The organism is Flavobacterium sp. GQ95 (genome assembly GCF_059758655.1).
On sequence record NZ_JCAXEB010000003.1, the window covers coordinates 223549 to 245262 of the forward strand.

At 34.5% G+C, this 21714-nt stretch carries 27 protein-coding genes; 21 read left to right on the plus strand and 6 right to left on the minus strand.

Annotated features, from left to right (window positions below; all coding sequences use genetic code 11):
• Positions 1 to 4: 4 nt before the first annotated feature.
• Positions 5 to 1282: a replication-associated recombination protein A gene (locus AC6CH4_RS08180; RefSeq protein ID WP_498101928.1), complete on the minus strand. Its 1278-nt coding sequence runs from the start codon at positions 1280 to 1282 to the stop codon at positions 5 to 7.
• A 154-nt stretch (positions 1283 to 1436) separates the two neighbouring features.
• On the opposite strand from AC6CH4_RS08180, the gene AC6CH4_RS08185 reads away from it, so the two are divergent.
• Both AC6CH4_RS08185 and AC6CH4_RS08190 read left to right on the plus strand, forming a co-directional pair.
• Positions 1437 to 2201 (plus strand): rhomboid family intramembrane serine protease, encoded by a 765-nt coding sequence (locus AC6CH4_RS08185; protein WP_498101930.1) that lies wholly within the window; start codon positions 1437 to 1439, stop codon positions 2199 to 2201.
• A 71-nt stretch (positions 2202 to 2272) separates the two neighbouring features.
• The gene (locus tag AC6CH4_RS08190) at positions 2273 to 2785 is read left to right on the plus strand and encodes a hypothetical protein (protein WP_498101932.1); all 513 of its coding nucleotides are present in this window, start codon (positions 2273 to 2275) and stop codon (positions 2783 to 2785) included.
• Here AC6CH4_RS08190 and AC6CH4_RS08195 read toward each other — a convergent pair.
• The 5 genes from AC6CH4_RS08195 to AC6CH4_RS08215 form a co-directional block, all read right to left on the minus strand.
• The gene (locus tag AC6CH4_RS08195; protein ID WP_498101934.1) at positions 2782 to 3585 is read right to left on the minus strand and encodes a DUF2490 domain-containing protein; all 804 of its coding nucleotides are present in this window, start codon (positions 3583 to 3585) and stop codon (positions 2782 to 2784) included. The genes AC6CH4_RS08190 and AC6CH4_RS08195 overlap by 4 nt on opposite strands.
• 49 nt (positions 3586 to 3634) lie before the next feature.
• Positions 3635 to 4369, minus strand: a complete 735-nt coding sequence (gene rlmB, locus AC6CH4_RS08200; RefSeq protein WP_072974815.1) for a 23S rRNA (guanosine(2251)-2'-O)-methyltransferase RlmB — start codon at positions 4367 to 4369, stop codon at positions 3635 to 3637.
• 86 nt (positions 4370 to 4455) lie between these two features.
• Positions 4456 to 5901: a SusD/RagB family nutrient-binding outer membrane lipoprotein gene (locus AC6CH4_RS08205; protein WP_498101936.1), complete on the minus strand. Its 1446-nt coding sequence runs from the start codon at positions 5899 to 5901 to the stop codon at positions 4456 to 4458.
• A gap of 11 nt (positions 5902 to 5912) precedes the next feature.
• Complete coding sequence (locus tag AC6CH4_RS08210; protein ID WP_498101938.1) at positions 5913 to 9158, minus strand: SusC/RagA family TonB-linked outer membrane protein; 3246 nt, start codon at positions 9156 to 9158, stop codon at positions 5913 to 5915.
• Between the two features lie 85 nt (positions 9159 to 9243).
• Entirely contained in the window at positions 9244 to 10794 is a 1551-nt protein-coding gene (locus AC6CH4_RS08215) for a BamA/TamA family outer membrane protein (protein WP_498101940.1), read from the minus strand.
• 334 nt (positions 10795 to 11128) lie between these two features.
• Between AC6CH4_RS08215 and rpsL the strand changes: the two genes are divergently transcribed.
• The 19 genes from rpsL (at position 11129) to rpsH (ending at position 21704) form a co-directional block, all read left to right on the plus strand.
• Positions 11129 to 11512, plus strand: coding sequence for a 30S ribosomal protein S12 (gene rpsL, locus AC6CH4_RS08220; RefSeq protein ID WP_007136570.1), 384 nt, complete (start codon positions 11129 to 11131; stop codon positions 11510 to 11512).
• 22 nt (positions 11513 to 11534) lie between these two features.
• Entirely contained in the window at positions 11535 to 12011 is a 477-nt protein-coding gene (gene rpsG, locus AC6CH4_RS08225) for a 30S ribosomal protein S7 (RefSeq protein ID WP_007803600.1), read from the plus strand.
• Positions 12012 to 12021: 10 nt separating this feature from the next.
• On the plus strand, positions 12022 to 14178 hold the full coding sequence (gene fusA, locus AC6CH4_RS08230; protein ID WP_056195273.1) for an elongation factor G: 2157 nt from the start codon (positions 12022 to 12024) through the stop codon (positions 14176 to 14178).
• 11 nt (positions 14179 to 14189) lie between these two features.
• Complete coding sequence (rpsJ, locus tag AC6CH4_RS08235) at positions 14190 to 14495, plus strand: 30S ribosomal protein S10 (RefSeq protein WP_007803605.1); 306 nt, start codon at positions 14190 to 14192, stop codon at positions 14493 to 14495.
• 403 nt (positions 14496 to 14898) lie between these two features.
• Complete coding sequence (rplC, locus tag AC6CH4_RS08240; RefSeq protein WP_007803612.1) at positions 14899 to 15516, plus strand: 50S ribosomal protein L3; 618 nt, start codon at positions 14899 to 14901, stop codon at positions 15514 to 15516.
• Complete coding sequence (rplD, locus tag AC6CH4_RS08245; RefSeq protein WP_026982957.1) at positions 15516 to 16145, plus strand: 50S ribosomal protein L4; 630 nt, start codon at positions 15516 to 15518, stop codon at positions 16143 to 16145. Before rplC ends, rplD begins: the two co-directional genes overlap by 1 nt.
• 7 nt (positions 16146 to 16152) lie before the next feature.
• Positions 16153 to 16443 carry a 50S ribosomal protein L23 gene (rplW, locus tag AC6CH4_RS08250; protein WP_310278824.1) on the plus strand — a complete coding sequence of 97 codons (291 nt, stop codon included), beginning with the start codon at positions 16153 to 16155 and terminating at the stop codon, positions 16441 to 16443.
• 9 nt (positions 16444 to 16452) lie between these two features.
• Positions 16453 to 17277, plus strand: coding sequence for a 50S ribosomal protein L2 (gene rplB / locus AC6CH4_RS08255; RefSeq protein WP_007803623.1), 825 nt, complete (start codon positions 16453 to 16455; stop codon positions 17275 to 17277).
• A 6-nt stretch (positions 17278 to 17283) separates the two neighbouring features.
• Positions 17284 to 17562, plus strand: coding sequence for a 30S ribosomal protein S19 (gene rpsS / locus AC6CH4_RS08260; protein ID WP_007803626.1), 279 nt, complete (start codon positions 17284 to 17286; stop codon positions 17560 to 17562).
• 6 nt (positions 17563 to 17568) lie between these two features.
• Positions 17569 to 17982 (plus strand): 50S ribosomal protein L22, encoded by a 414-nt coding sequence (gene rplV, locus AC6CH4_RS08265; protein WP_007803631.1) that lies wholly within the window; start codon positions 17569 to 17571, stop codon positions 17980 to 17982.
• A 5-nt stretch (positions 17983 to 17987) separates the two neighbouring features.
• Complete coding sequence (gene rpsC, locus AC6CH4_RS08270) at positions 17988 to 18749, plus strand: 30S ribosomal protein S3 (protein ID WP_007803635.1); 762 nt, start codon at positions 17988 to 17990, stop codon at positions 18747 to 18749.
• 19 nt (positions 18750 to 18768) lie between these two features.
• Complete coding sequence (rplP, locus tag AC6CH4_RS08275; RefSeq protein ID WP_007803637.1) at positions 18769 to 19194, plus strand: 50S ribosomal protein L16; 426 nt, start codon at positions 18769 to 18771, stop codon at positions 19192 to 19194.
• A gap of 13 nt (positions 19195 to 19207) precedes the next feature.
• Positions 19208 to 19399 (plus strand): 50S ribosomal protein L29, encoded by a 192-nt coding sequence (gene rpmC / locus AC6CH4_RS08280; RefSeq protein WP_007803639.1) that lies wholly within the window; start codon positions 19208 to 19210, stop codon positions 19397 to 19399.
• A gap of 17 nt (positions 19400 to 19416) precedes the next feature.
• Entirely contained in the window at positions 19417 to 19677 is a 261-nt protein-coding gene (gene rpsQ / locus AC6CH4_RS08285) for a 30S ribosomal protein S17 (RefSeq protein WP_007803646.1), read from the plus strand.
• A 2-nt stretch (positions 19678 to 19679) separates the two neighbouring features.
• Positions 19680 to 20048 (plus strand): 50S ribosomal protein L14, encoded by a 369-nt coding sequence (rplN, locus tag AC6CH4_RS08290; protein WP_007803649.1) that lies wholly within the window; start codon positions 19680 to 19682, stop codon positions 20046 to 20048.
• Between the two features lie 11 nt (positions 20049 to 20059).
• Complete coding sequence (gene rplX / locus AC6CH4_RS08295) at positions 20060 to 20374, plus strand: 50S ribosomal protein L24 (RefSeq protein ID WP_007803650.1); 315 nt, start codon at positions 20060 to 20062, stop codon at positions 20372 to 20374.
• Positions 20375 to 20376: 2 nt separating this feature from the next.
• Positions 20377 to 20928 (plus strand): 50S ribosomal protein L5, encoded by a 552-nt coding sequence (rplE, locus tag AC6CH4_RS08300; RefSeq protein ID WP_007803652.1) that lies wholly within the window; start codon positions 20377 to 20379, stop codon positions 20926 to 20928.
• Positions 20929 to 20931: 3 nt separating this feature from the next.
• Positions 20932 to 21201 carry a 30S ribosomal protein S14 gene (gene rpsN, locus AC6CH4_RS08305; RefSeq protein ID WP_007803655.1) on the plus strand — a complete coding sequence of 90 codons (270 nt, stop codon included), beginning with the start codon at positions 20932 to 20934 and terminating at the stop codon, positions 21199 to 21201.
• Positions 21202 to 21305: 104 nt separating this feature from the next.
• Complete coding sequence (gene rpsH, locus AC6CH4_RS08310) at positions 21306 to 21704, plus strand: 30S ribosomal protein S8 (protein ID WP_017495014.1); 399 nt, start codon at positions 21306 to 21308, stop codon at positions 21702 to 21704.
• Positions 21705 to 21714 lie beyond the last annotated feature (10 nt).

The following is a 21714-nucleotide window of genomic DNA, read 5'->3' on the forward strand; positions in this document are numbered from 1 at the left end:
GGTTTTAATAACCATATTTATCTTTCCAACGGTTCTTTAAAAATTCGCGGTTACTGTTCTCTCTAGAATTGTTTCCAGGATTATAAAGAACCGTTTTTTTTATGGCATCGGGTAAAAATTCCTGTTCTGCAAAATTATTGGCATAATCGTGCGAATACTTATAATCATCACCATACCCCAATTCCTTCATAAGTTTGGTTGGTGCGTTTCTTAAATGAATTGGCACGGGTAAATCTCCAGTCTGCTTAACTAGTTGTTGCGCATTTCCGATGGCCATATATGAAGCATTACTTTTTGGAGAAGTAGCAAGGTAAATAGCACATTGACTCAAAATAATGCGACTTTCAGGATAGCCGATAGTGGTGACAGCCTGAAAGGTATTATTAGCCATAATAAAGGCAGTTGGATTCGCATTTCCAATATCTTCACTTGATAAAATAAGCATTCTTCTTGCAATAAATTTTACATCTTCACCGCCTTCAATCATTCGGGCTAACCAATAGACTGCTCCGTTAGGATCACTTCCGCGAATAGATTTTATAAAAGCAGAAACGATGTCATAATGCTGTTCGCCGCTTTTGTCATATAGAACCGTATTTTGTTGAACCAATTCAAAAACGCGATCGTTTGTAATAATGATTTCATCATCTGCAGAAGCATTGACAACTAATTCGAATATGTTAAGAAGCTTTCGGCCGTCTCCGCCAGAAAGTCGTAATAAAGCCTCTGTTTCTTTTAATATAATATTTTTCGAAGCTAATTCGGTGTCAGTTTTCATCGCACGATGTAATAAGGCTTCGAGATCTGCTTTTGTAAAAGCGTTTAATACATAAACCTGGCAACGAGACAATAGTGCGGGAATAACTTCAAAACTCGGATTTTCAGTTGTAGCCCCAATTAAGGTGATCCAGCCTTTTTCTACTGCTGCCAATAGGGAATCTTGTTGTGATTTGCTGAATCGATGAATCTCATCAATAAATAAAATTGGGTTTTTAGCTGTAAATAATCCTCCACTTTGTTTGGCTTTATCAATTACATCACGAATATCTTTTACACCTGAATTTATGGCACTTAAAATATAAAATGGACGTTTAGATTCTTGTGCAATAATTTGTGCCAAAGTGGTTTTACCGGTTCCCGGAGGTCCCCAGAAAATCAGAGATGGAATAATTCCTTTCGAAATTTGTTGCGTCAGGGATCCGTTTGGTCCAACCAAATGGCTTTGACTAATATAATCTTCTAATTTCTGTGGGCGAATACGCTCGGCTAACGGTGCTTCCATTTTGTAAAATTACTATTTTCAATTTTAATTATAAATTTTTAAAAGTTAATTACTCATAAAAACATGTTCATATTAAATAAAGTAACTGACAAATTATCAGTAAATTGTATTTGGATAGTTTTTTGATGTTCATTCAGTTATAGATTCTAAAAACATGAACGACAACCATTTTAAATTTTCAAATGCTGTTATTGGTCTTCCGGTATTTTTTGTCCTTTTTTTATGGATAATATATTGGTTTCAAATTAGATTTGATTTTGATTTTTATCAAAACGGAATTTATCCTCGCGATTTTTCTGGTTTACAAGGTGTTTTGTTTAGTCCTTTTATTCATGAGAATTTAGGGCATTTGTATAACAATTCGATTCCTCTTTTGGTCTTGCTCGCTGCATTGCAATATTTCTATCCCAAGCAGTGTGTTTCGGTTATTTTATATGGAATCCTTTTTTCTGGTTTAATAACCTGGGTTATTGGCAGGGCAAATTATCATATTGGGGCAAGTGGTCTGATTTATGTTTTAGTCAGTTTTATTTTCTTTAAAGGAATTCAAACAGGTTATTATAGATTAGTTGCTCTTTCGTTATCGGTAATATTACTTTATGGAGGAATGATTTGGTATGTTTTTCCAGACGTAGATGCCACAATTTCATGGGAAGGTCATCTGGCAGGTTTTATCACCGGATTTGTATTGACATTGTTATATAAAACTCCGGAATACAAAAAAGCAATAGTTTATGATTGGCAAAAACCAGATTTTAATCCCGAAGAAGATCCTTTTATGAAGCATTTTGATGAAAATGGAAATTTTGCTCCTGTAGAGAAACAAGAAGAGGAGATAGAATTTATTTCACTTTATTTTAGTTCTGATCAATTAGTTAATTACTCTGTAACGAAATCAGAATCAGATGATAAAAGGTAGGTGTGAATATTTTGGTGTGACTTAAAAAGATTATTTTTGCTATACACATTCTAATTTTATCTTAATTTGCTATGAAAAAGATAAGTTTTTTGGTTGTTATTTTATTAGTAATTAGTTCCAAAATGGTTGCTCAATGTGATATAAAGAACAAATTGCTGGCTGATGGAACAATGGTGTATTATTTTGATCCCGCTGTTTTTTATACAACAAAATTAAAATCACTAAAAATTAATATAGTAACCGATAAAGAACATTATTTCATTGCTTTACAGCCTATACCATTTCCTGATAAAAAAGATGGCAAGAAAATAAAAGACGATTTAATTGTTCGTTTGGCTGATCATAAGTCATACAAATTAACGCATTATGATACACAATATATGCGTAATGATTCTATCATGCAGGTTTTATATTTGATGGATGAAAAAGATATAGATGCTTTTTCTAAGTTTGAAGCCATCGTCGCCGAAATTAATATGGAGGGAACAGAATTTATACGTGATTATAACTTCAAATTACATAAAAACGCTATAATAGATCAGTTGAATTGTTTTTTGAAAAAGGAAGAAGAAAGTAAGGACTAGTCTTCGTTTATCACTTCCTCATTTTTGTGGAGAAACTTTTTACTGAGATTATCGAAGAGATTATTAAATGTAATAGTCAGGGAGGCAGCATTTACAACTTGATTTCCACTATTTCTTGGAAGAAATTCATTTGCATAGGTCAATTCAACCTGAAGATCATCTGTAAATAAATAACCGCCACCAAGGTTTAATCTATTACGATCAAAAAAACTTTCGCCGGTTACTTTTGTTCCTGATTTAAAATATAATTCGTCTGAGGCAATTGCATAGACTACCTTCGCTCGTAAAATTTTACTGTTAATTGGTTTTATGTACTTAATTTGTTGACGATATCTAAGTACATTTTCATAATCATCATCTTGATTTTTCATATGTCTAAGTTCCATTCTCATTCTGGTACTTAAAGTATATCCGGTTTTATGAAAATAATAAATACTTTGTAATGCAAATCTCCATTCGGGAGATTCGAATTGCCCTATCTCAGGAACATCTTTATTGTTGAAGTAAGCCACAAATGAAGAAAGCTTCCATCGAGGTGAAAGATAATAATGTCCCCACCCTCTGAATGATCGTTGAATGTTTTTATGAAAAATATTTGAAGAAGATTCAGTACTACTATAGCTGGCGGCCAGATCTAATTCAGTTGACCATTTTTCATTTATAGTTCTGTTAAATTGTATTTCATTCCAGAACTGTCCATATTTTTTAGTTTGTGCATGACTAATGCCTGCAATTGTAAATATTGCAAGTATACAACAGTTCTTTTTGAATGATATGTTTTGAGCAGATTTGGAAGACATCAATTCATAATTAGAATATTTATTTCGTCATCTTAATTCTCAAAGATATTTAACTTCTTTGACGAACAGTTTCGTATAAGAATGCTCCACAAGCCACAGAAACATTTAATGATCCTATTGTTCCAAACATTGGCAACTTTGCTTTTTCATCTACAATCTTAAGAACTGAAGGATTGATACCTCTGTCTTCTGATCCCATGATAATTGCAACAGGTTCATTTAAAGCTATGTCATATATGTTTTGATCTGTTTTTTCAGTAGCAGCAACAGTTTTTATTCCAGATCCTTGCAAATAAAATATAGCATCTTTAATATGCTCAACTTTACAAATAGGAACGTTAAATACAGCTCCGGCAGAAGTCTTTACTGTGTCTCCGTTTACAGGAGCGGAACCTGCTTTTTGAACAATAATTCCGTTTACTCCGGTACATTCTGCGGTTCTGATAATGGCGCCAAAGTTTCTGGCATCAGAAATCTGATCTAATATTAAAAATAATGGTTTAGATCCGGATGCAATAGTTGATTCAACTAAATGTTCTAAATCGATAAAACCAATAGGAGAGATTGTTGCAACTGCACCCTGATGATTATTTGGTGTTAGACGATTTAATTTTTCAACAGGTACGTAGGAAAAATTTATGTTGGCACGTTTCATCACCTTCATTAAATCTTTCATTAACTCACCAGAAATTTCCTTTTGTATAAATACTTTGTCAACTTCTTTTCCTGCCTGTATTGCTTCAATAATGGCTCTAATTCCAAATATTTGATGTTCTTTTTCCATACGGCAAATATAGGTATAATGTTTATATAAAAAAAAGCCACTCTGAATGAACAGAGTGGCTTTAGTATTTATTTTTCTAGTATAAATTAATTTTTATCCCAGAAAAGTTTTGTTGTCAATAAATCTCCACCGATAGCCGTTGAAGCAGCTTTCCAGTTTGTACTATTTGTTTGTTGTTCAAGAACTGGGTAAGTCATTCTTACAGGAACTTTACCGCCAGCATTATTAATAGCTGTAGGAGGTGCCAATAGAACTGGGAAATCTAATCTTCTCCAGAAATTCCAAGAAGTTAAAGCTTGATTATACATCGCTACCCAAGCTTGCTCTCCAATTGATTTTTTCCAATTAATTGCGTCGTATGGTTTCGTCAAAAGATAAGCTGTAGCTTCTGTTGCTGTACCACCCCACTCTAAAATAGAAGCAGTAACTGCTGCAGAGTAAGCAGCAGGTGCAGCTGCTGTATTCCAACGAGCATTTGCTTCAGCTACATAAAAAGCAACTTCTGTATAAGTTAAGATAACTCCTGGTGTTGTTGGTGTATATGCATACTCTCCAGCATGAGAAAACTCTGCAAATTCACCACCTTCACCAATTGGTAAACCAATAAATTCACCCTCTACATCTGTGTAGTAATTATCTATCCTCGGATCGTTACTTGCGTTCATATAATCAACTAAAGTTTTTCCACCAACAAAGTCTTCTCTACCACTTGCTTCTAAGTTTTCATACAAAGGATTGTAATTTGGTGAAGGATCTAAATATTGAAATTGCCCGTTATTAGCTGGAGATGTCATTACTCCTGCAGCAATAGCTGAAGTTGCTGTAGTCTGTGCTAATGTTGGGTTTGAATCAGCGATTCCAATTGCTAACTTTAATTTTAAAGAGTTAGCAAATATGCGCCATGCAACTGGATCACCTCCATATATTTTATCTCCGTCAGAAAACGTTGGGAAGCTGTTTGCGGTACCACTAGTTAAAGCAGTAATATCAGCATTGATTCTTGTGATCAAATCTGAGTAAATAGTTGCTCCATCATCATATGAAGGTAATGGGTAAGCAACAAGGTTTGCAGCTTGAGTGTAAGGGATATTACCAAAAGTATCTACTAAAAGTTGATAAGTGTATACTTGCATAATATCAATTATAGCTAATTGAGTCTTTTTGTTTGCTGGCCAATCTGCTAATTCAGTAGGAGTTGGTTCGTAAAGATTAATGATCTCTTTTGCTTTACCAAGATTGTTCAAGACATTTACATAATTGTCTGTATATATTTGGTTTGAAACATTTCGGTTTGTAAAGTCATAATTACTTTCATTTACATAAGTTGTCTCTTGCCAGTATTGCATCGTCAGTCTAAAGTTGTTCTCATTTACACTTGGTGTGTTAATGTAATCACTTAATTCTTTTTGAGCATATGTAATTAGCGAACCCGGCACAGTGCTATAGGCACTATTTGGATCTGTATTTGCATCTTCATTAACACAAGCCGCCATTGACAGGCCAATTGTTAATATTGCTATTATTTTTTTCATTTTCATTTTTTTTAAAAATTAACTTTGACATTAAAAGAAATATTTCTTGTTGTCGGCATAGGTCCAGATTGGTACCCTTGAGTGTTACCTGAAGATAATCCAGCTTCTGGATCAGCGTATGGTAAGCTTTTGTCAATGATCCAAAGATTATTACCAATTACGCTAAATGAAGCGCCTTTAATAGAATTCCCTAAAATGCTTGAAGGAAGATTATAAGTTATAACAGCCTCTCTTAATTTAACAAATCCAGCATCGTAAACGAATGCAGCAGCAGGAGGATCTGTACCTAAAACCTGGCTAGATTGAGCTCTGTCTAATCTTGTTGTATTAGTTATGTATTGTGGTTGACCATTTGCAGGAGTGTAAGCAGGGTTTGCCATAACACCTTGTAAAATTTCACCACCACCATTAGCTAATGTGTTTCTGATTGGATTTCCTAAGTCATTATTTCCAACTGAATTAGCATAGATACCTGTTCCGTATCCGTAGTATTGATCAAGTGAGAAAAGACTTCCACCTTTTTTCACGTCAATTAAGAAGCTAAAAGAAAGATTTTTATAGTTGAATTTGTTATTAATACCACCAATCCATTCTGCTTGATAAGTTCCTAATTTATTATCAGTAGTTGTAGAAACTTCATATGCACCGTTAGATCCAATAATTCTGTTACCAGCATCATCTAATACGTATGTTGTTCCCCAAATTTGTCCATAATCCTGGTTAAGAGGAGCGTTGATACTGATACCTCCTTGAAGAGAATTAATGTTGATATTTTCAATACCAGGAGCTAATTCTGTAACTTTAGTGTTAGGATTAGACCAGTTTACGCTTACATCCCAAGAGAAATTTTCTGTTTTAACTGGAGTTCCAGTAAGTGTAACCTCAAATCCTTTTGTTGTTAATGTACCAGCATTGATAGTGTTGAATGCTGATCCGGTAGATGTTGATACTGGTAATGGTAAGATTTGATCATATGCTTTGTTTTGGAACCAAGCCACATCAAATCCAAGTCTGTTATTTGCAAATTGCATATTCAAACCTAACTCGACGTTGTCTAATTGTTGTGGTTTTAAATTTGCATTTTTTGCAGTTGTGTTGTATGAATAAACTGGAGTTCCAAATGGATTTCTTGCAGTGTAAGAATTCAATAATTGGTTAGGATCTGTATCAGAACCTACTTGAGCGTAAGCAGCTCTAAATTTACCAAAGTTGATGAATTCAACATCTTTTAACCAGTTTGAGAAAACAACAGTTCCTGATACTGCAGAATACCAATATGCATTGTTATCTTGAGGTAGAGCAGAAGATTGATCTCTTCTTACAGAACCTTCTAAATAGTAAGTTCCTTTGTAGCCTAATGTTGCTTGTGCAAATAAACCTAGTACTTCTTTTCTTGTGTCTATAATTCTTGGTAAAGCCGGAGCAGAAACAGAATTAGAAATAGTATATAATCCAGGAATGTATAATCCTCCTGATGTCATTTGTTGATTACTGAATCTACTTTGTACGTTGTAATTAGTACCAAGAAGCACATTAAGATTTAAATCTTCAGTTAGGTCTTTTTTGTAAGTTGCAAGGAAATCATAATTTTGCTCGCTAAAGTTATAAAGATCTAAGGCGTAACCTGATGGTTGCGCTGGTAAGTTTTGAAGATTTGAATTAGATCCAAGAGTTGCCGGAGTTGAACCTGCAGCAATTCTGTCTTCAGTTTTTAAATTAAACCCATCAGTACCTAATCTACCTGTAAAACTTAAATTTTTATTTACATCGTAAGTTATACTTGCATTTGCAGCAACTCTTTGTCTGCTATCATTGTTGTAGTTTTCGTATCTTTGGAAGTAAGGGTTGTCCCAATAAGCAGGAGTAATATCTGCAGCACTTTTAATGTTCCATGTGTAGTTTTGGTGACTCATTTCATAAAGGCTTCTTTGTTCCTTTAAGTCAACATTTGTAGCCCACCATTGTCTAAAACCAGCAATTTGGTTTCCTCCGTATCCAGTTGTATTTCTGTTTCTTGTATTCTGTGATACATAAGTTGCATTGAAAGTAGAACTTAACTTGTCATTGAATTTGTAAGTAGCTGAAGCATTAAAATTGTTTTTACTTAACAATGAGTTAGGTAAAATATCACTGCTGTTTGTGTTGGCATACGTTAATCTGTAAGTAGCTTTTTCAGTACCTCCATTTAATGAAATGTTGTTGATTGTAGATGTTGCTGTATCAAAAAATTCGATTGGACCATTTTTTGCAACTTCCCATGTAGTTTTTTGACCGTAAGTAGGTGATCCAGGTATAAATGCATCATATTGCCATACTTGAGAACCATCATATTTAGGACCGTAAGAAGCATCATCTCCAGATCTAGATCTTGGCTCACCGTTGTAAGTTGAAAATCTTTGTCCGAAATATCCTTGACCGTATTCAGTTTGGTATTTAGCGAATGTATCTTTGTCTACAGTAGACATAGTGTAAGATGAAGAAAATTCAACTGATAAATCAGTTCTTGATTTTCCTTTTTTAGTAGTAATGATGATCGCACCATTTTGAGCTCTAGATCCGTAAAGAGCTGTTGCAGCAGCACCTTTAAGTACGTTGATTTCAGCAATATTATTTGGGTTGATATCTGATGCGGCATTACCGTAATCGTAACCACCTCTACCACTTTTTTGATCATTACTGTTTACGTTATTGTTCAGAATTGGCACACCATCAACTACAAATAAAGCCTGGTTGTCTCCTAAAAGTGATTTGAAACCTCTAAGAACAACGTTCGTAGATCCTCCAAAGTTTGTACCTTGAGTTACACTAAGACCAGCAACTTTTCCTGACAAGTTGTTTACAAAGTTTCCTGTCGGAACTGTTGATACTTGTTCAGCTGATACTGATTGAGCAGAATAACCAAGAGATTTTTTCTCTCTTTTAATACCTAAAGCTGTTGTTACGACAACACTTTCAAGTTGTTGTGCATCTCCAAGTAGCTTTACGTTAATTGCTGATGAACTTGCAGCTATTTCTTGAGTTTTCATCCCAATGTAGCTAAATACCAAAACTTGGCTTGTTGATGCTTTGATAGAAAATTTACCATCAAAATCAGTTTGTGTTCCAGATTTTGTTCCTTTCACTAACACACTTACACCTGGTAAAGGCATACCTGTATTATCGGTTACAATTCCTGAAACAGCTCTTTCTTGCGCAAAAGTAAGTTGCGCCACTAGTACTAATAAAAGTACTAAGAATCCATTGAACTTTAGTTTCATTTTTAAATATTTTGAATTAGTATCGCAAAACTCTTAATAATTTGTTAACTATCCTAATATTAATTTAAACTTTTTTCGGTTACTGCTAAAATTTAACATTATAACATATGTTTATGATAGTGTTATATAATTGTATTTCTTGAACATTTGACCCTCCGTTTGTGAGGTTAATCTTAAGTAATCCGTTTGGCGTCTGAATTAAGGTTCCAATTCCTAATCCTATTAATTTTTTTATTTTGTTTGGGTTGGTTATGCTTGTTAAGTCTTGGTAAAGTCCGTAATCAGTTATAGTGTTAACATAAATATTTTTTGAAAATTTATATCTGTACTCTGTAAGAATTAAAGAATTAAAGTTAGATTGTAAGCTGTTTTCCAAAAAGCCTCGTATTGAATTTATTCCTCCAAAACGAAATAATTCATTAGAAATGTAATTTTTACTGTTAAGATAAAAATTTTGTGAATTTATGTTAATGAAGTTCTTTTCATTTAGCTCAAAATTATAAGACACATTTAAGTTGGTGTAAAATTGTTGACTGCTTCCCGCTGTTGCAGGGTCGTTGTTGGTATTTCTTTTTCCGTATCCAATTATCCAGTTTATATTCGCTTTTTTTGGAATAAGATTGTTTAAATGATCTGTTTTTTTAAATTCATAACTTGATGTGATATAAGAGTTTTTGAAGTCGCTAATTGTTGAGTTGTTTGTGTTTTGAATATCACTGGATTCTGTTGCTTGGTATCCAAGATAAATTTTTGAATTGTAATTGGTATAATAACCCAGATCGATTGCGGTTTTTGTGTTTTGAAAAGTGCTGTCTTGTTTGAATATGTTTAATTGGGCTTTCAAACCTAATGAAGACTTAAAGATATATGGAATTTCTAGTTTAGTATTAAAAGTTTTTTGTTGATTACCGTCGCTTTTCCAGTATAATGAAAACTGTTCACCTGCATGAAGAGTATTTGATAGTGATATGTCCAGGTATCCGTTTAGGTTTGCTTTTTTTTCTTTGTCGTTTGAAAAGCCTATATATCCATCAAAAGTATTTGCTTTTCTTTTTTCGAGGTAGATGTAAATTTTAGTGGAATCGTTTGTGAATAATATTTCCGGATATTTTGTTTGACTTACAAATTCATAACTATTGATTTCGTTGTAAAGTTGTTTGGTGATTTCCTGATTGAAAGTTTTATGCAGGTATTTTTTATTAAGTTGTTTTAGGTGTCCTTTTGGGAATTGAGCCTTGTCTTTGTTATTTGTGTAATTCAGGATAATCGAATTTATCTGACGTTTTTTTTCGGATTTAAAATTTAGGCTTGCGAAAATTGTCAAATTCTCTCTTCGTATATTTTCAAGCTTTATTTTACTTAAGGCAAAACCTTGTTTTTCTGCTTCAATTATCTTTTGATTTAGATAGATTTCGGTTTCTTCATAAGGTAAAATTAAGGTGTCATTATTTGTTTCTGATGAATCAAAAAAAAGATTATTTCTACCTATATATATATGTATCTTTTTTGTTCTTGTTTTTAATGATATAATGCAGAGGTATGAACTGTCGTTTGCCTTGTTTGTTTCTAGTATTTTGTTGTCTAAATATCCTTTTTTTGATAGCTTGTTGGAAGTGTTATTTATCTCGTCATACAAAGATTTTAAATTTGGATGGTTTAGCGCGTAATTTAATGAATCAATAATTTGATCTTCGTTGTTATTTGTTCCCTTTATTTTTAAATGAAAATTTTGGGCATAGCAGCTAAGATATGAGGTTAGAAAAAATATGTATAATAACTGTTTCAAATGCAATTGTTTCATTTATTAAAAAGTATTGCAAATATCAATTGTTTGTTTGTAAAAACATAGTCTTAAATAATGTTATTGAAAATTAATGGATTAACGTTTGTATAGTGAAAAATATTTTATACATTTGCAACCCCGTAAAAAGCGGGAATTTAATATACATAATAAATTTTTAGTATTAATTATGCCAACAATTCAACAATTAGTAAGAACAGGAAGAACTCAGATAACTAAGAAGAGTAAATCGGTTGCTTTAGATTCTTGTCCTCAAAGAAGAGGGGTTTGTACGCGTGTTTACACTACTACACCAAAAAAACCAAACTCTGCAATGCGTAAAGTTGCGCGTGTACGTTTGACAAATGGTAATGAGGTGAATGCTTACATCCCTGGAGAAGGACACAATTTACAAGAGCACTCGATAGTATTAGTTAGAGGCGGAAGGGTAAAAGATTTACCAGGTGTTAGATATCATATCGTTCGTGGAGCGCTTGACACGTCAGGAGTTGCAGGAAGAACGCAAAGAAGATCTAAGTACGGTGCTAAACGCCCAAAAGAAGCAAAAAAGTAATTTAAACTTTTAAGAAAAAGACATGAGAAAAAGAGCGGCAAAGAAAAGACCACTTTTACCAGATCCGAGGTTTAACGACCAATTGGTAACGCGTTTTGTGAACAACTTAATGTGGGACGGTAAGAAATCTACAGCTTTCAAAGTATTTTATGATGCAATTGACATCATTGAGTCTAAAAAGCAGGATTCAGAAAAATCTTCATTGGAAATTTGGAAAGATGCTTTAACTAATGTTATGCCTCACGTAGAAGTACGTAGTCGTAGAGTAGGTGGAGCTACATTTCAAATTCCAATGCAAATTAGACCAGACAGAAAAATTTCTATGGCAATGAAGTGGTTAATACTTTATTCTAGAAGAAGAAATGAAAAATCTATGGCACAACGTTTAGCGTCAGAATGTTTAGCTGCTGCTAAAGAAGAAGGTGCTGCGGTTAAGAAAAGAATGGATACTCACAAGATGGCAGAAGCTAATAAAGCTTTCTCTCACTTTAGATTTTAATTCGTAAGAAATGGCTAGAGATTTAAAATATACAAGAAATATCGGAATTGCTGCTCACATTGATGCTGGTAAAACAACAACAACTGAGCGTATCCTTTTTTATACTGGAAAGTCACATAAAATTGGTGAGGTGCACGATGGTGCTGCAACAATGGACTGGATGGCGCAAGAGCAAGAAAGAGGTATTACAATTACTTCGGCTGCTACAACTTGTGAATGGAATTTTCCAACCGAGCAAGGTAAAATTTTACCTGAATCATTACCATATCACTTTAATATTATTGATACTCCTGGACACGTTGACTTTACTGTAGAGGTAAACCGTTCTTTACGTGTACTTGATGGTTTGGTTTTCTTGTTTAGTGCTGTTGATGGTGTTGAGCCTCAATCAGAAACTAACTGGAGACTTGCTGATCAATATAGAGTTCCTCGTATGGGATTCGTTAATAAAATGGATCGTCAAGGATCTAACTTTTTGGCAGTTTGTCAACAAGTTCGCGATATGTTAAAATCTAACGCTGTTGCGATCACTTTGCCAATTGGTGAAGAAAATGATTTCAAAGGTGTTGTGGATTTAGTAAAAAATCAAGCTATCATCTGGCATGATGCAACTCAAGGGGCGACTTTTGATATTGTGCCAATCCCTGAGGATATGTTAGCAGAGGTTAAAGAATACAGATCTATTCTTATTGAGGCGGTTGCTGATTATGATGAAAATCTTTTAGAGAAATTCATGGAAGATGAAAACTCTATTACAGAGGAAGAAATTAACAATGCTTTAAGAGCTGCTACTATGGATATGGCAATCATTCCTATGATCGCTGGTTCTTCTTTTAAAAACAAAGGTGTTCAATTTATGTTGGATGCAGTTTGTAAATATTTACCTTCTCCAATGGATAAGGAAGGTATCGAAGGAATTCATCCTGATGATGCTGAATTGTTAGAAGAAGATCAAACTAAAATCTTGCGTAAACCAGATGTGAAAGAGCCGTTCGCTGCTTTGGCATTTAAAATTGCTACTGACCCATTCGTAGGTCGTTTAGCTTTCTTCCGTGCTTATTCTGGTCGTTTAGATGCTGGTTCTTATGTTTTGAACACTCGTTCAGGAAATAAAGAAAGAATTTCTCGTATTTACCAAATGCACGCAAACAAACAAAATCCAATCGAATATATTGAGGCTGGAGATATTGGAGCTGCTGTTGGATTTAAAGATATTAAAACTGGAGATACATTGTGTGATGAAAAGCATCCAATTATTCTTGAGTCTATGAAATTCCCTGCACCGGTAATTGGTATTGCGATTGAACCTAAAACTAAAGCTGACGTTGATAAAATGGGTATGGCTTTGGCTAAATTAGCTGAAGAAGATCCGACATTTACTGTTAGAACAGATGAGGCTTCAGGTCAAACAATTATTTCAGGTATGGGTGAGCTTCACTTAGATATCTTGGTAGATCGTATGAAACGTGAATTTAAAGTTGAAGTGAACCAAGGTGAGCCTCAAGTTGAGTATAAAGAAGCGTTTACAAGAACTGCAACTCATAGAGAGACTTATAAGAAACAATCAGGAGGTCGTGGTAAATTCGGTGATATTGTATTTACACTTGAGCCAGCTGATGAAGTTGATGGTAAAGTTCCTGTAGGATTGCAATTTATTAATGCAGTAAAAGGTGGTAACGTTCCTAAAGAATATATTCCATCTGTAGAAAAAGGTTTCCGTGAAGCTATGAAAACTGGTCCTTTGGCTGGTTATCAAGTGGATAGTTTGAAAGTAACTTTGACAGACGGATCTTTCCACCCTGTCGATTCTGATGCGCTTTCTTTTGAATTAGCAGCTAGAATGGGTTATAGAGAAGTAGCTAAGGCTGCTGGAGCTATTATTCTTGAGCCTATCATGAAAATGGAGGTTATTACTCCTGAAGAAAACATGGGGGATATCGTAGGTGATATCAATCGTCGTAGAGGTCAGGTTAATGACATGGGTGACAGAAATGGTGCTAAAACTATTAAGGCTGATGTGCCTTTATCAGAAATGTTTGGATATGTAACAACATTAAGAACATTGTCTTCTGGTAGAGCTACTTCAACAATGGAGTTTTCACATTATGCAGAAACACCTTCTAATATTTCAGAAGCTGTAATTAAAAAAGCAAAAGGTAACGCTTAATTCTTAAGAAAATGAGTCAAAAAATCAGAATAAAACTAAAATCTTACGATCACATGTTGGTAGATAAATCTGCTGAAAAGATCGTAAAAACAGTAAAAACTACTGGGGCAGTTGTAACAGGTCCAATTCCGTTGCCAACTCACAAAAAACTTTTCACTGTGTTGCGTTCTCCGCACGTTAACAAAAAAGCGAGAGAGCAATTTGAAGTAATGTCATACAAGAGATTGATTGATATTTATTCATCTTCATCTAAAACTATTGATGCATTAATGAAACTTGAATTGCCAAGTGGAGTTGAAGTAGAAATAAAAGTATAATTTATTTATTATATTTTACATATAAAAAGCGAGATAGAAATGTCTCGCTTTTTTTTGTGGCTAAAAGTTTTGATGGGTGTTTTTTTTTGATATATTTTTTTAGAAATTATTTTTGTTTTTACTGAAATGTCTTTAGTTTAGGCTGTTGCGGATGTTTTTTATTAGTTGGACTAACTAATTATTAAGCTAAATAAAGATGTGTGTTAAAGTGTTTAAATTTGTTTTTTACACGAAATAAAATATTTAAAGAAGAGTGAATGATGCTTTGATTTTGATAATGAGCGATTTAATTTTTGTAACTGTTTGGTATATTCAATTTTAATATCTACTTTTGCACTCCCTGTTTGGAAATTTCTGTTATTTTCAAATTGAAGGGAATTTTAGTAATTAATAATTAATATTTATGTCTGGGTTAATTGGTAAAAAAATCGGCATGACTAGTATTTTCGACGAAAACGGGAAAAACATTCCTTGTACAGTAATCGAGGCTGGGCCGTGTGTTGTTACCCAAGTCAGAACCAAAGGTGTTGACGGGTACGAAGCGTTGCAACTTGGTTTCGATGACAAAAACGAGAAACATTCCACTAAAGCGGCTTTAGGTCACTTTAAAAAAGCTGGAACTGTTGCTAAGAAAAAAGTCGTTGAATTTCAAGATTTTGCAACTGAACAAAAATTAGGAGATCTTATTGATGTTTCTATTTTTGCTGAAGGAGAATTTGTAGATGTACAAGGTGTATCTAAAGGTAAAGGTTTTCAAGGGGTTGTTAAACGTCACGGATTTGGTGGTGTTGGACAAGCAACTCACGGTCAACACAACCGTTTAAGAGCGCCGGGTTCTGTGGGAGCTTCTTCATATCCATCTAGAGTATTCAAAGGAATGCGTATGGCTGGAAGAATGGGAGGAGACAATGTAAAAGTTCAAAACCTTAGAGTTTTAAAAGTGGTTGCTGAAAAGAACCTACTTGTTATTAAAGGATGTGTTCCTGGACATAAAAACTCTTATGTAATCATTCAGAAGTAATGGAAGTAAAAGTATTAGATTTCAACGGAAAAGATACTGGAAGAAAAGTTCAACTTTCTGATTCAGTATTCGCAATTGAACCAAACAATCACGCTGTATACCTTGATGTTAAGCAATATCTTGCTAATCAAAGACAAGGTACTCACAAAGCTAAAGAAAGAGCTGAAGTGACAGGAAGTACACGTAAGATTAAAAAGCAAAAAGGAACTGGTACTGCTCGTGCGGGAAGTATTAAGAATCCATTGTTTAAAGGTGGTGGAACAGTTTTTGGACCAAGACCAAGAAGTTATTCATTCAAATTGAATAAATCTTTGAAAAGATTGGCTAGAAAATCAGCTTTCTCAATCAAAGCAAAAGAGGCGAATATCATCGTTCTTGAAGACTTTAATTTTGAAGCGCCAAACACTAAAAATTTCATTAACGTTTTGAAAGCTTTAGGGTTAGAAAATAAAAAATCTCTATTTGTGTTGGGAGAGTCGAATAAAAATGTATATTTGTCCTCACGCAATTTAAAGGCTTCTAATGTCGTAACTAGCTCAGAATTAAGCACTTACGCTATTTTAAACACTAACAATTTAGTGCTTTTAGAAGGTTCTTTGGAGTTAATCGAAGAAAATTTAAGCAAATAATAGGAATATGAGTATCATAATTAGACCTATAGTAACAGAAAAAGTAACCAAAGAAAGTGAAGTTTTAAACCGCTTCGGATTCGTTGTTGACAAAAAAGCAAACAAAGTTCAGATTAAGAAAGCTATTGAAGCTGCTTATGGAGTAACTATCGTTTCAGTTAACACGATGAACGTAAGACCGGATAGAAGCACAAAATACACTAAAAGTGGTTTGATCAGTGGAAAGACAAATGCATATAAAAAAGCGATTGTTCAAGTACAAGAAGGAGAAACAATTGATTTTTACAACAATATCTAAGATAGAAAAATGTCAGTAAGAAAATTAAAACCTATTACCCCAGGTCAGCGATTTAGAGTTGTGAATGGTTATGACGCCATTACAACTGATAAGCCGGAACGCTCTTTGATAGCGCCGATAAAAAACTCTGGAGGTAGAAATAGTCAAGGAAAGATGACCATGCGTTATACGGGTGGTGGTCACAAGCAGAGATATCGTATTATTGATTTCAAAAGAACTAAAGACGGAATTCCGGCTACAGTGAAATCAATCGAATACGATCCAAATCGTACTGCATTTATCGCTTTATTAGCTTACGCTGATGGAGAGAAAACTTATGTAATTGCTCAAAACGGATTGAAAGTTGGTCAGAAATTAGTTTCTGGTCCAGAATCTCAACCAGAAATTGGTAATACATTGCCTTTAAGCAGAATTCCTTTAGGAACTGTAATCTCTTGTATTGAGTTACGTCCAGGTCAAGGAGCGGTTATCGCTCGTTCGGCTGGTACATTTGCTCAATTAATGGCAAGAGATGGAAAATATGCTACAATCAAAATGCCATCTGGTGAAACAAGATTGATCTTGTTAACTTGTTCGGCTACAATTGGAGCTGTTTCTAATTCAGACCACCAATTAGTTGTATCAGGAAAAGCTGGTAGAACAAGATGGTTAGGAAGAAGACCTAGAACAAGACCTGTTGCAATGAACCCTGTTGATCACCCAATGGGTGGTGGAGAAGGACGTTCTTCTGGTGGACATCCACGTTCAAGAAATGGAATACCAGCAAAAGGTTATAGAACTCGTTCTAAGAAAAACCCGAGTAACAAGTATATCGTAGAACGTAGAAAGAAATAATAAGATATGGCACGTTCATTAAAAAAAGGACCTTTCGTTCATTATAAGTTAGACAAGAAAGTTCAGGAAAACATTGAAAACGGAAATAAAGGAGTGGTAAAGACTTGGTCTAGAGCTTCTATGATTACTCCAGACTTTGTTGGACAGACTATCGCAGTTCATAACGGTCGTCAATTTGTACCAGTTTACGTAACAGAAAACATGGTAGGTCACAAATTAGGAGAGTTTTCACCAACTAGATCTTTTAGAGGTCATGCTGGAGCAAAAAATAAAGGTAAAAAATAAGAAGCAATGGGAGTTCGTAAAAGAGAAACAGCAGATGCGAGAAAAGAGGCTAATAAGTCTATTGCTTTCGCAAAATTGAATAACTGCCCTACTTCACCTAGAAAAATGCGCTTAGTAGCGGACTTGGTAAGAGGTCAGAAGGTAGAAAGAGCACTTAACATCTTAAGATTCAGTTCTAAAGAGGCTTCAAGAAAATTAGAGAAACTATTATTATCTGCAATCAACAACTGGGAGCAAAAAAATAGTGAAGGTAATTTAGAAGAAGCTGGATTATTTGTTAAAGAGATCAGAGTAGATGGTGGAATGATGTTGAAAAGACTTCGTCCAGCTCCACAAGGTCGTGCACACAGAATAAGAAAACGTTCTAATCACGTGACAATCGTGCTTGGAGCTATCAATAACACACAAAGCAATTCTTAAGCAGCATGGGACAAAAGACAAATCCAATTGGAAATAGACTTGGTATCATCAGAGGGTGGGACTCAAACTGGTATGGTGGAAATGATTACGGTGATAAACTTGCCGAAGATCACAAAATCAGAAAGTATATCCACGCTCGTTTATCAAAAGCTAGTGTATCAAAAGTAATTATCGAGAGAACTTTGAAACTTGTAACCGTTACTATCACTACTGCCAGACCTGGTATCATTATCGGAAAAGGTGGACAAGAGGTAGACAAGTTAAAAGAAGAACTTAAGAAAGTTACTGACAAAGAGGTTCAAATCAACATCTTTGAAATCAAAAGACCTGAATTAGATGCTTATCTTGTGGCGACAAGCATCGCTCGTCAAATCGAAAGCCGTATCTCTTACAGACGTGCAATCAAAATGGCTATTGCTGCTTCTATGCGTATGAACGCTGAAGGTATCAAAGTTTTGATTTCTGGTCGTTTGAATGGTGCTGAGATGGCGCGTTCAGAAGGTTTCAAAGAAGGTAGAATTCCTCTATCAACTTTCAGAGCTGACATTGATTATGCTTTGGCTGAAGCTCACACTACTTACGGTAGAATGGGTATCAAAGTATGGATCATGAAAGGTGAAGTTTATGGAAAGAGAGATCTTTCTCCACTTGCAGGAATGGATAAAAAACAATCTGGAACTGGTGGTGGTAAAGGTGGAGATTCTCCGAGAGGAGACAGAAAACCTTTTAATAAAGGTGGTAAACCAGACGCTCGTAAAAGAAAGTAAATTTTTAAACTAAAGAAAAATGTTACAGCCTAAAAGAACAAAATACCGTAAGGTACAAAAAGGTAAAATGAAAGGTAACTCTCAAAGAGGGCATGAACTTTCTAATGGAATGTTTGGTATTAAATCTGTACATGAAGATGGAATGTTCTTAACCTCTCGTCAAATCGAAGCTGCGCGTATCGCTGCAACTCGTTTCATGAAGAGAGAAGGACAATTATGGATCAAAATATTTCCAGACAAACCAATTACTAAGAAACCTCTTGAGGTACGTATGGGTAAAGGTAAAGGTGCCGTTGAATATTGGGCTGCCGTTGTTAAACCCGGAAGAATTATGTTTGAAGTTGGAGGAGTTCCTTTATCAGTTGCAAAAGAGGCTTTACGTCTTGCAGCTCAAAAGCTTCCAGTAAAAACTAAGTTCGTCGTTGCTAGAGATTTCGAAGCATAATTTATATTATATTATGAAACAATCAGAAATAAAAGATCTTTCTGCAGCGGAGTTGCAAGAAAAACTTAGTCAAACTAAGAAGATATATGCTGACCTAAAAATGGCCCACGCTATTTCTCCAATTGAGAACCCACTTCAAATTAGAAGTGTAAGAAGAACAGTTGCAAGATTGGCTACAGAGCTAACTAAAAGAGAGTTACAATAATTGTATTCTGCTGAAAGATGGAAGAAAAAAGAAATTTAAGAAAAGAAAGAATAGGTGTTGTTACTTCAAATAAAATGGATAAATCTATTGTTATTGCTGAAGTAAGAAAAGTAAAACACCCATTATACGGTAAGTTCGTGTTGAAAACAAAGAAATACGTTGCACACGACGAAACAAACGACTGTAACATTGGAGATACTGTAAGAATTAGCGAAACGCGTCCTTTAAGTAAAACAAAATGTTGGAGATTAGTTGAAATCTTAGAAAGAGCTAAATAATTATGGTACAACAGGAATCAAGACTAAAAGTAGCAGATAACACGGGAGCAAAAGAAGTTTTAACTATCCGTGTTTTAGGAGGTACCAAAAGAAGGTATGCCTCTGTTGGTGACAAGATTGTAGTATCTATTAAAGATGCAACTCCTAACGGTAACGTTAAGAAAGGAGCTGTTTCAACTGCAGTTGTTGTACGTACCAAAAAAGAAGTGAGAAGAGCTGATGGTTCTTATATCCGTTTCGATGATAATGCATGTGTTCTTTTGAATGCTGCAGGGGAAATGAGAGGAACTCGTGTTTTTGGTCCGGTAGCAAGAGAACTTCGTGAAAAACAATTCATGAAAATTGTATCATTAGCACCAGAAGTGCTTTAATTCGTTTTAAGATGATAAAGCTAAAAATAAAATCAGGAGATATCGTAAGAGTTATTGCTGGAGACCATAAAGGTGCTGAAGGTAAAGTTTTACGTGTTTACCGTGAGAAAAATAAAGCGATAGTTGAAGGTGTAAACATGGTTTCGAAACATACAAAACCAAGTGCGAAAAACCCTCAAGGTGGTATCGTTAAGAAAGAAGCTTCTATACAAATATCTAACATTTCACTAATTGATCCTAAAACTAAGGAAACAACTAGAGTTGGTATTAGAGTAGAAGGAGATAAGAAAGTAAGATTTTCAAAAAAATCTAATCAAGTACTATAGTAATGGCATATACACCTAGACTAAAAGAAGAATATAAGAGTAGAGTAATCTCTGCTCTTAAAGAGGAATTCGGATATACAAACGTAATGCAAGTTCCAAAACTTGAGAAAATCGTTTTGAGCCGTGGAGTTGGTGCAGCTGTATCTGATAAAAAACTTATTGACTATGCAGTTGATGAGTTAACAAAGATCACTGGACAAAAAGCAGTATCTACAATTTCAAAGAAAGACGTTGCGTCTTTTAAATTGAGAAAAGGGATGCCTATTGGAGCAAAAGTTACTTTACGTGGAGAAAGAATGTATGAGTTTTTAGATAGACTTGTTACTTCTGCTTTACCACGCGTTAGAGATTTTAGTGGTATTAAAGCTACTGGTTTCGACGGAAGAGGTAATTACAACCTTGGAGTTTTGGAGCAAATCATTTTCCCGGAAATTGATATTGACAAAGTAAACAAAATTTCAGGAATGGATATTACATTTGTTACTACTGCAAAAACAGACAAGGAAGCAAAGTCATTATTGGCTGAATTAGGATTACCTTTTAAAAAGAATTAAGACATGGCTAAAGAATCAATGAAAGCCCGCGAGGTTAAGAGAGAAAAAACGGTAGCAAAGTATGCTGAGAAAAGAAAAGCTTTGAAAGAGGCTGGAGATTTTGAAGGTTTACAAAAATTACCTAAAAATGCTTCACCAGTTCGTTTGCACAATCGTTGCAAATTAACAGGTAGACCAAGAGGGTATATCCGTCAATTCGGTATTTCACGTGTAACTTTCCGTGAAATGGCTAATAATGGATTAATTCCTGGAGTTAAAAAGGCATCTTGGTAATCTCGCAATAAGTTACTACTTTTGCAAACCAAAAAATAATTTTAATTGATTAAAGGTTCGGGAGGCGGGTGCCTCCCGAAAACCATAGTCGCAATCAAATACATATGTATACAGATCCTATTGCAGATTATTTGACTAGAGTTCGTAACGCTGTGGCTGCAAACCACAAAGTTGTTGAAATTCCAGCTTCTAATCTAAAAAAAGAAATAACTAAGATCTTATTTGATCAAGGTTATATCTTGAGTTACAAATTTGAAGACAACTCTGTTCAGGGTTCAATCAAAATCGCTTTGAAGTATGATAAAGATACTAAAGAGCCAGTAATTAAAGATATCCAAAGAATTAGTAAACCTGGTTTACGTAAATATGCAGGTGCTGCCAAATTACCAAGAATCCTTAATGGATTAGGAATTGCAATTGTTTCAACTTCAAAAGGTCTTATGACTGGAAAGCAAGCGAAACAATTAAATGTAGGTGGTGAAGTAATTTGTTACGTATACTAATTTTAAAGAC

Bases quoted from the DNA above. Each gene is read 5' to 3' on its own strand.
- rpsG (WP_007803600.1), top strand. From the start codon at position 11,535: ATGAGAAAAAGAGCGGCAAAGAAAAGACCACTTTTACCAGATCCGAGG.
- AC6CH4_RS08210 (WP_498101938.1), bottom strand. From the start codon at position 9,158: ATGAAACTAAAGTTCAATGGATTCTTAGTACTTTTATTAGTACTAGTG.
- rplB (WP_007803623.1), top strand. From the start codon at position 16,453: ATGTCAGTAAGAAAATTAAAACCTATTACCCCAGGTCAGCGATTTAGA.
- rplV (WP_007803631.1), top strand. From the start codon at position 17,569: ATGGGAGTTCGTAAAAGAGAAACAGCAGATGCGAGAAAAGAGGCTAAT.
- rpsQ (WP_007803646.1), top strand. From the start codon at position 19,417: ATGGAAGAAAAAAGAAATTTAAGAAAAGAAAGAATAGGTGTTGTTACT.
- AC6CH4_RS08195 (WP_498101934.1), bottom strand. From the start codon at position 3,585: ATGTCTTCCAAATCTGCTCAAAACATATCATTCAAAAAGAACTGTTGT.
- rpsL (WP_007136570.1), top strand. From the start codon at position 11,129: ATGCCAACAATTCAACAATTAGTAAGAACAGGAAGAACTCAGATAACT.
- rpsH (WP_017495014.1), top strand. From the start codon at position 21,306: ATGTATACAGATCCTATTGCAGATTATTTGACTAGAGTTCGTAACGCT.
- rplW (WP_310278824.1), top strand. From the start codon at position 16,153: ATGAGTATCATAATTAGACCTATAGTAACAGAAAAAGTAACCAAAGAA.
- rpsC (WP_007803635.1), top strand. From the start codon at position 17,988: ATGGGACAAAAGACAAATCCAATTGGAAATAGACTTGGTATCATCAGA.
- rpsS (WP_007803626.1), top strand. From the start codon at position 17,284: ATGGCACGTTCATTAAAAAAAGGACCTTTCGTTCATTATAAGTTAGAC.
- rpmC (WP_007803639.1), top strand. From the start codon at position 19,208: ATGAAACAATCAGAAATAAAAGATCTTTCTGCAGCGGAGTTGCAAGAA.
- rplC (WP_007803612.1), top strand. From the start codon at position 14,899: ATGTCTGGGTTAATTGGTAAAAAAATCGGCATGACTAGTATTTTCGAC.
- rpsN (WP_007803655.1), top strand. From the start codon at position 20,932: ATGGCTAAAGAATCAATGAAAGCCCGCGAGGTTAAGAGAGAAAAAACG.
- rplP (WP_007803637.1), top strand. From the start codon at position 18,769: ATGTTACAGCCTAAAAGAACAAAATACCGTAAGGTACAAAAAGGTAAA.
- rpsJ (WP_007803605.1), top strand. From the start codon at position 14,190: ATGAGTCAAAAAATCAGAATAAAACTAAAATCTTACGATCACATGTTG.
- rplN (WP_007803649.1), top strand. From the start codon at position 19,680: ATGGTACAACAGGAATCAAGACTAAAAGTAGCAGATAACACGGGAGCA.
- rplD (WP_026982957.1), top strand. From the start codon at position 15,516: ATGGAAGTAAAAGTATTAGATTTCAACGGAAAAGATACTGGAAGAAAA.
- rplE (WP_007803652.1), top strand. From the start codon at position 20,377: ATGGCATATACACCTAGACTAAAAGAAGAATATAAGAGTAGAGTAATC.
- rlmB (WP_072974815.1), bottom strand. From the start codon at position 4,369: ATGGAAAAAGAACATCAAATATTTGGAATTAGAGCCATTATTGAAGCA.
- fusA (WP_056195273.1), top strand. From the start codon at position 12,022: ATGGCTAGAGATTTAAAATATACAAGAAATATCGGAATTGCTGCTCAC.
- AC6CH4_RS08180 (WP_498101928.1), bottom strand. From the start codon at position 1,282: ATGGAAGCACCGTTAGCCGAGCGTATTCGCCCACAGAAATTAGAAGAT.
- AC6CH4_RS08190 (WP_498101932.1), top strand. From the start codon at position 2,273: ATGAAAAAGATAAGTTTTTTGGTTGTTATTTTATTAGTAATTAGTTCC.
- rplX (WP_007803650.1), top strand. From the start codon at position 20,060: ATGATAAAGCTAAAAATAAAATCAGGAGATATCGTAAGAGTTATTGCT.
- AC6CH4_RS08185 (WP_498101930.1), top strand. From the start codon at position 1,437: ATGAACGACAACCATTTTAAATTTTCAAATGCTGTTATTGGTCTTCCG.
- AC6CH4_RS08205 (WP_498101936.1), bottom strand. From the start codon at position 5,901: ATGAAAAAAATAATAGCAATATTAACAATTGGCCTGTCAATGGCGGCT.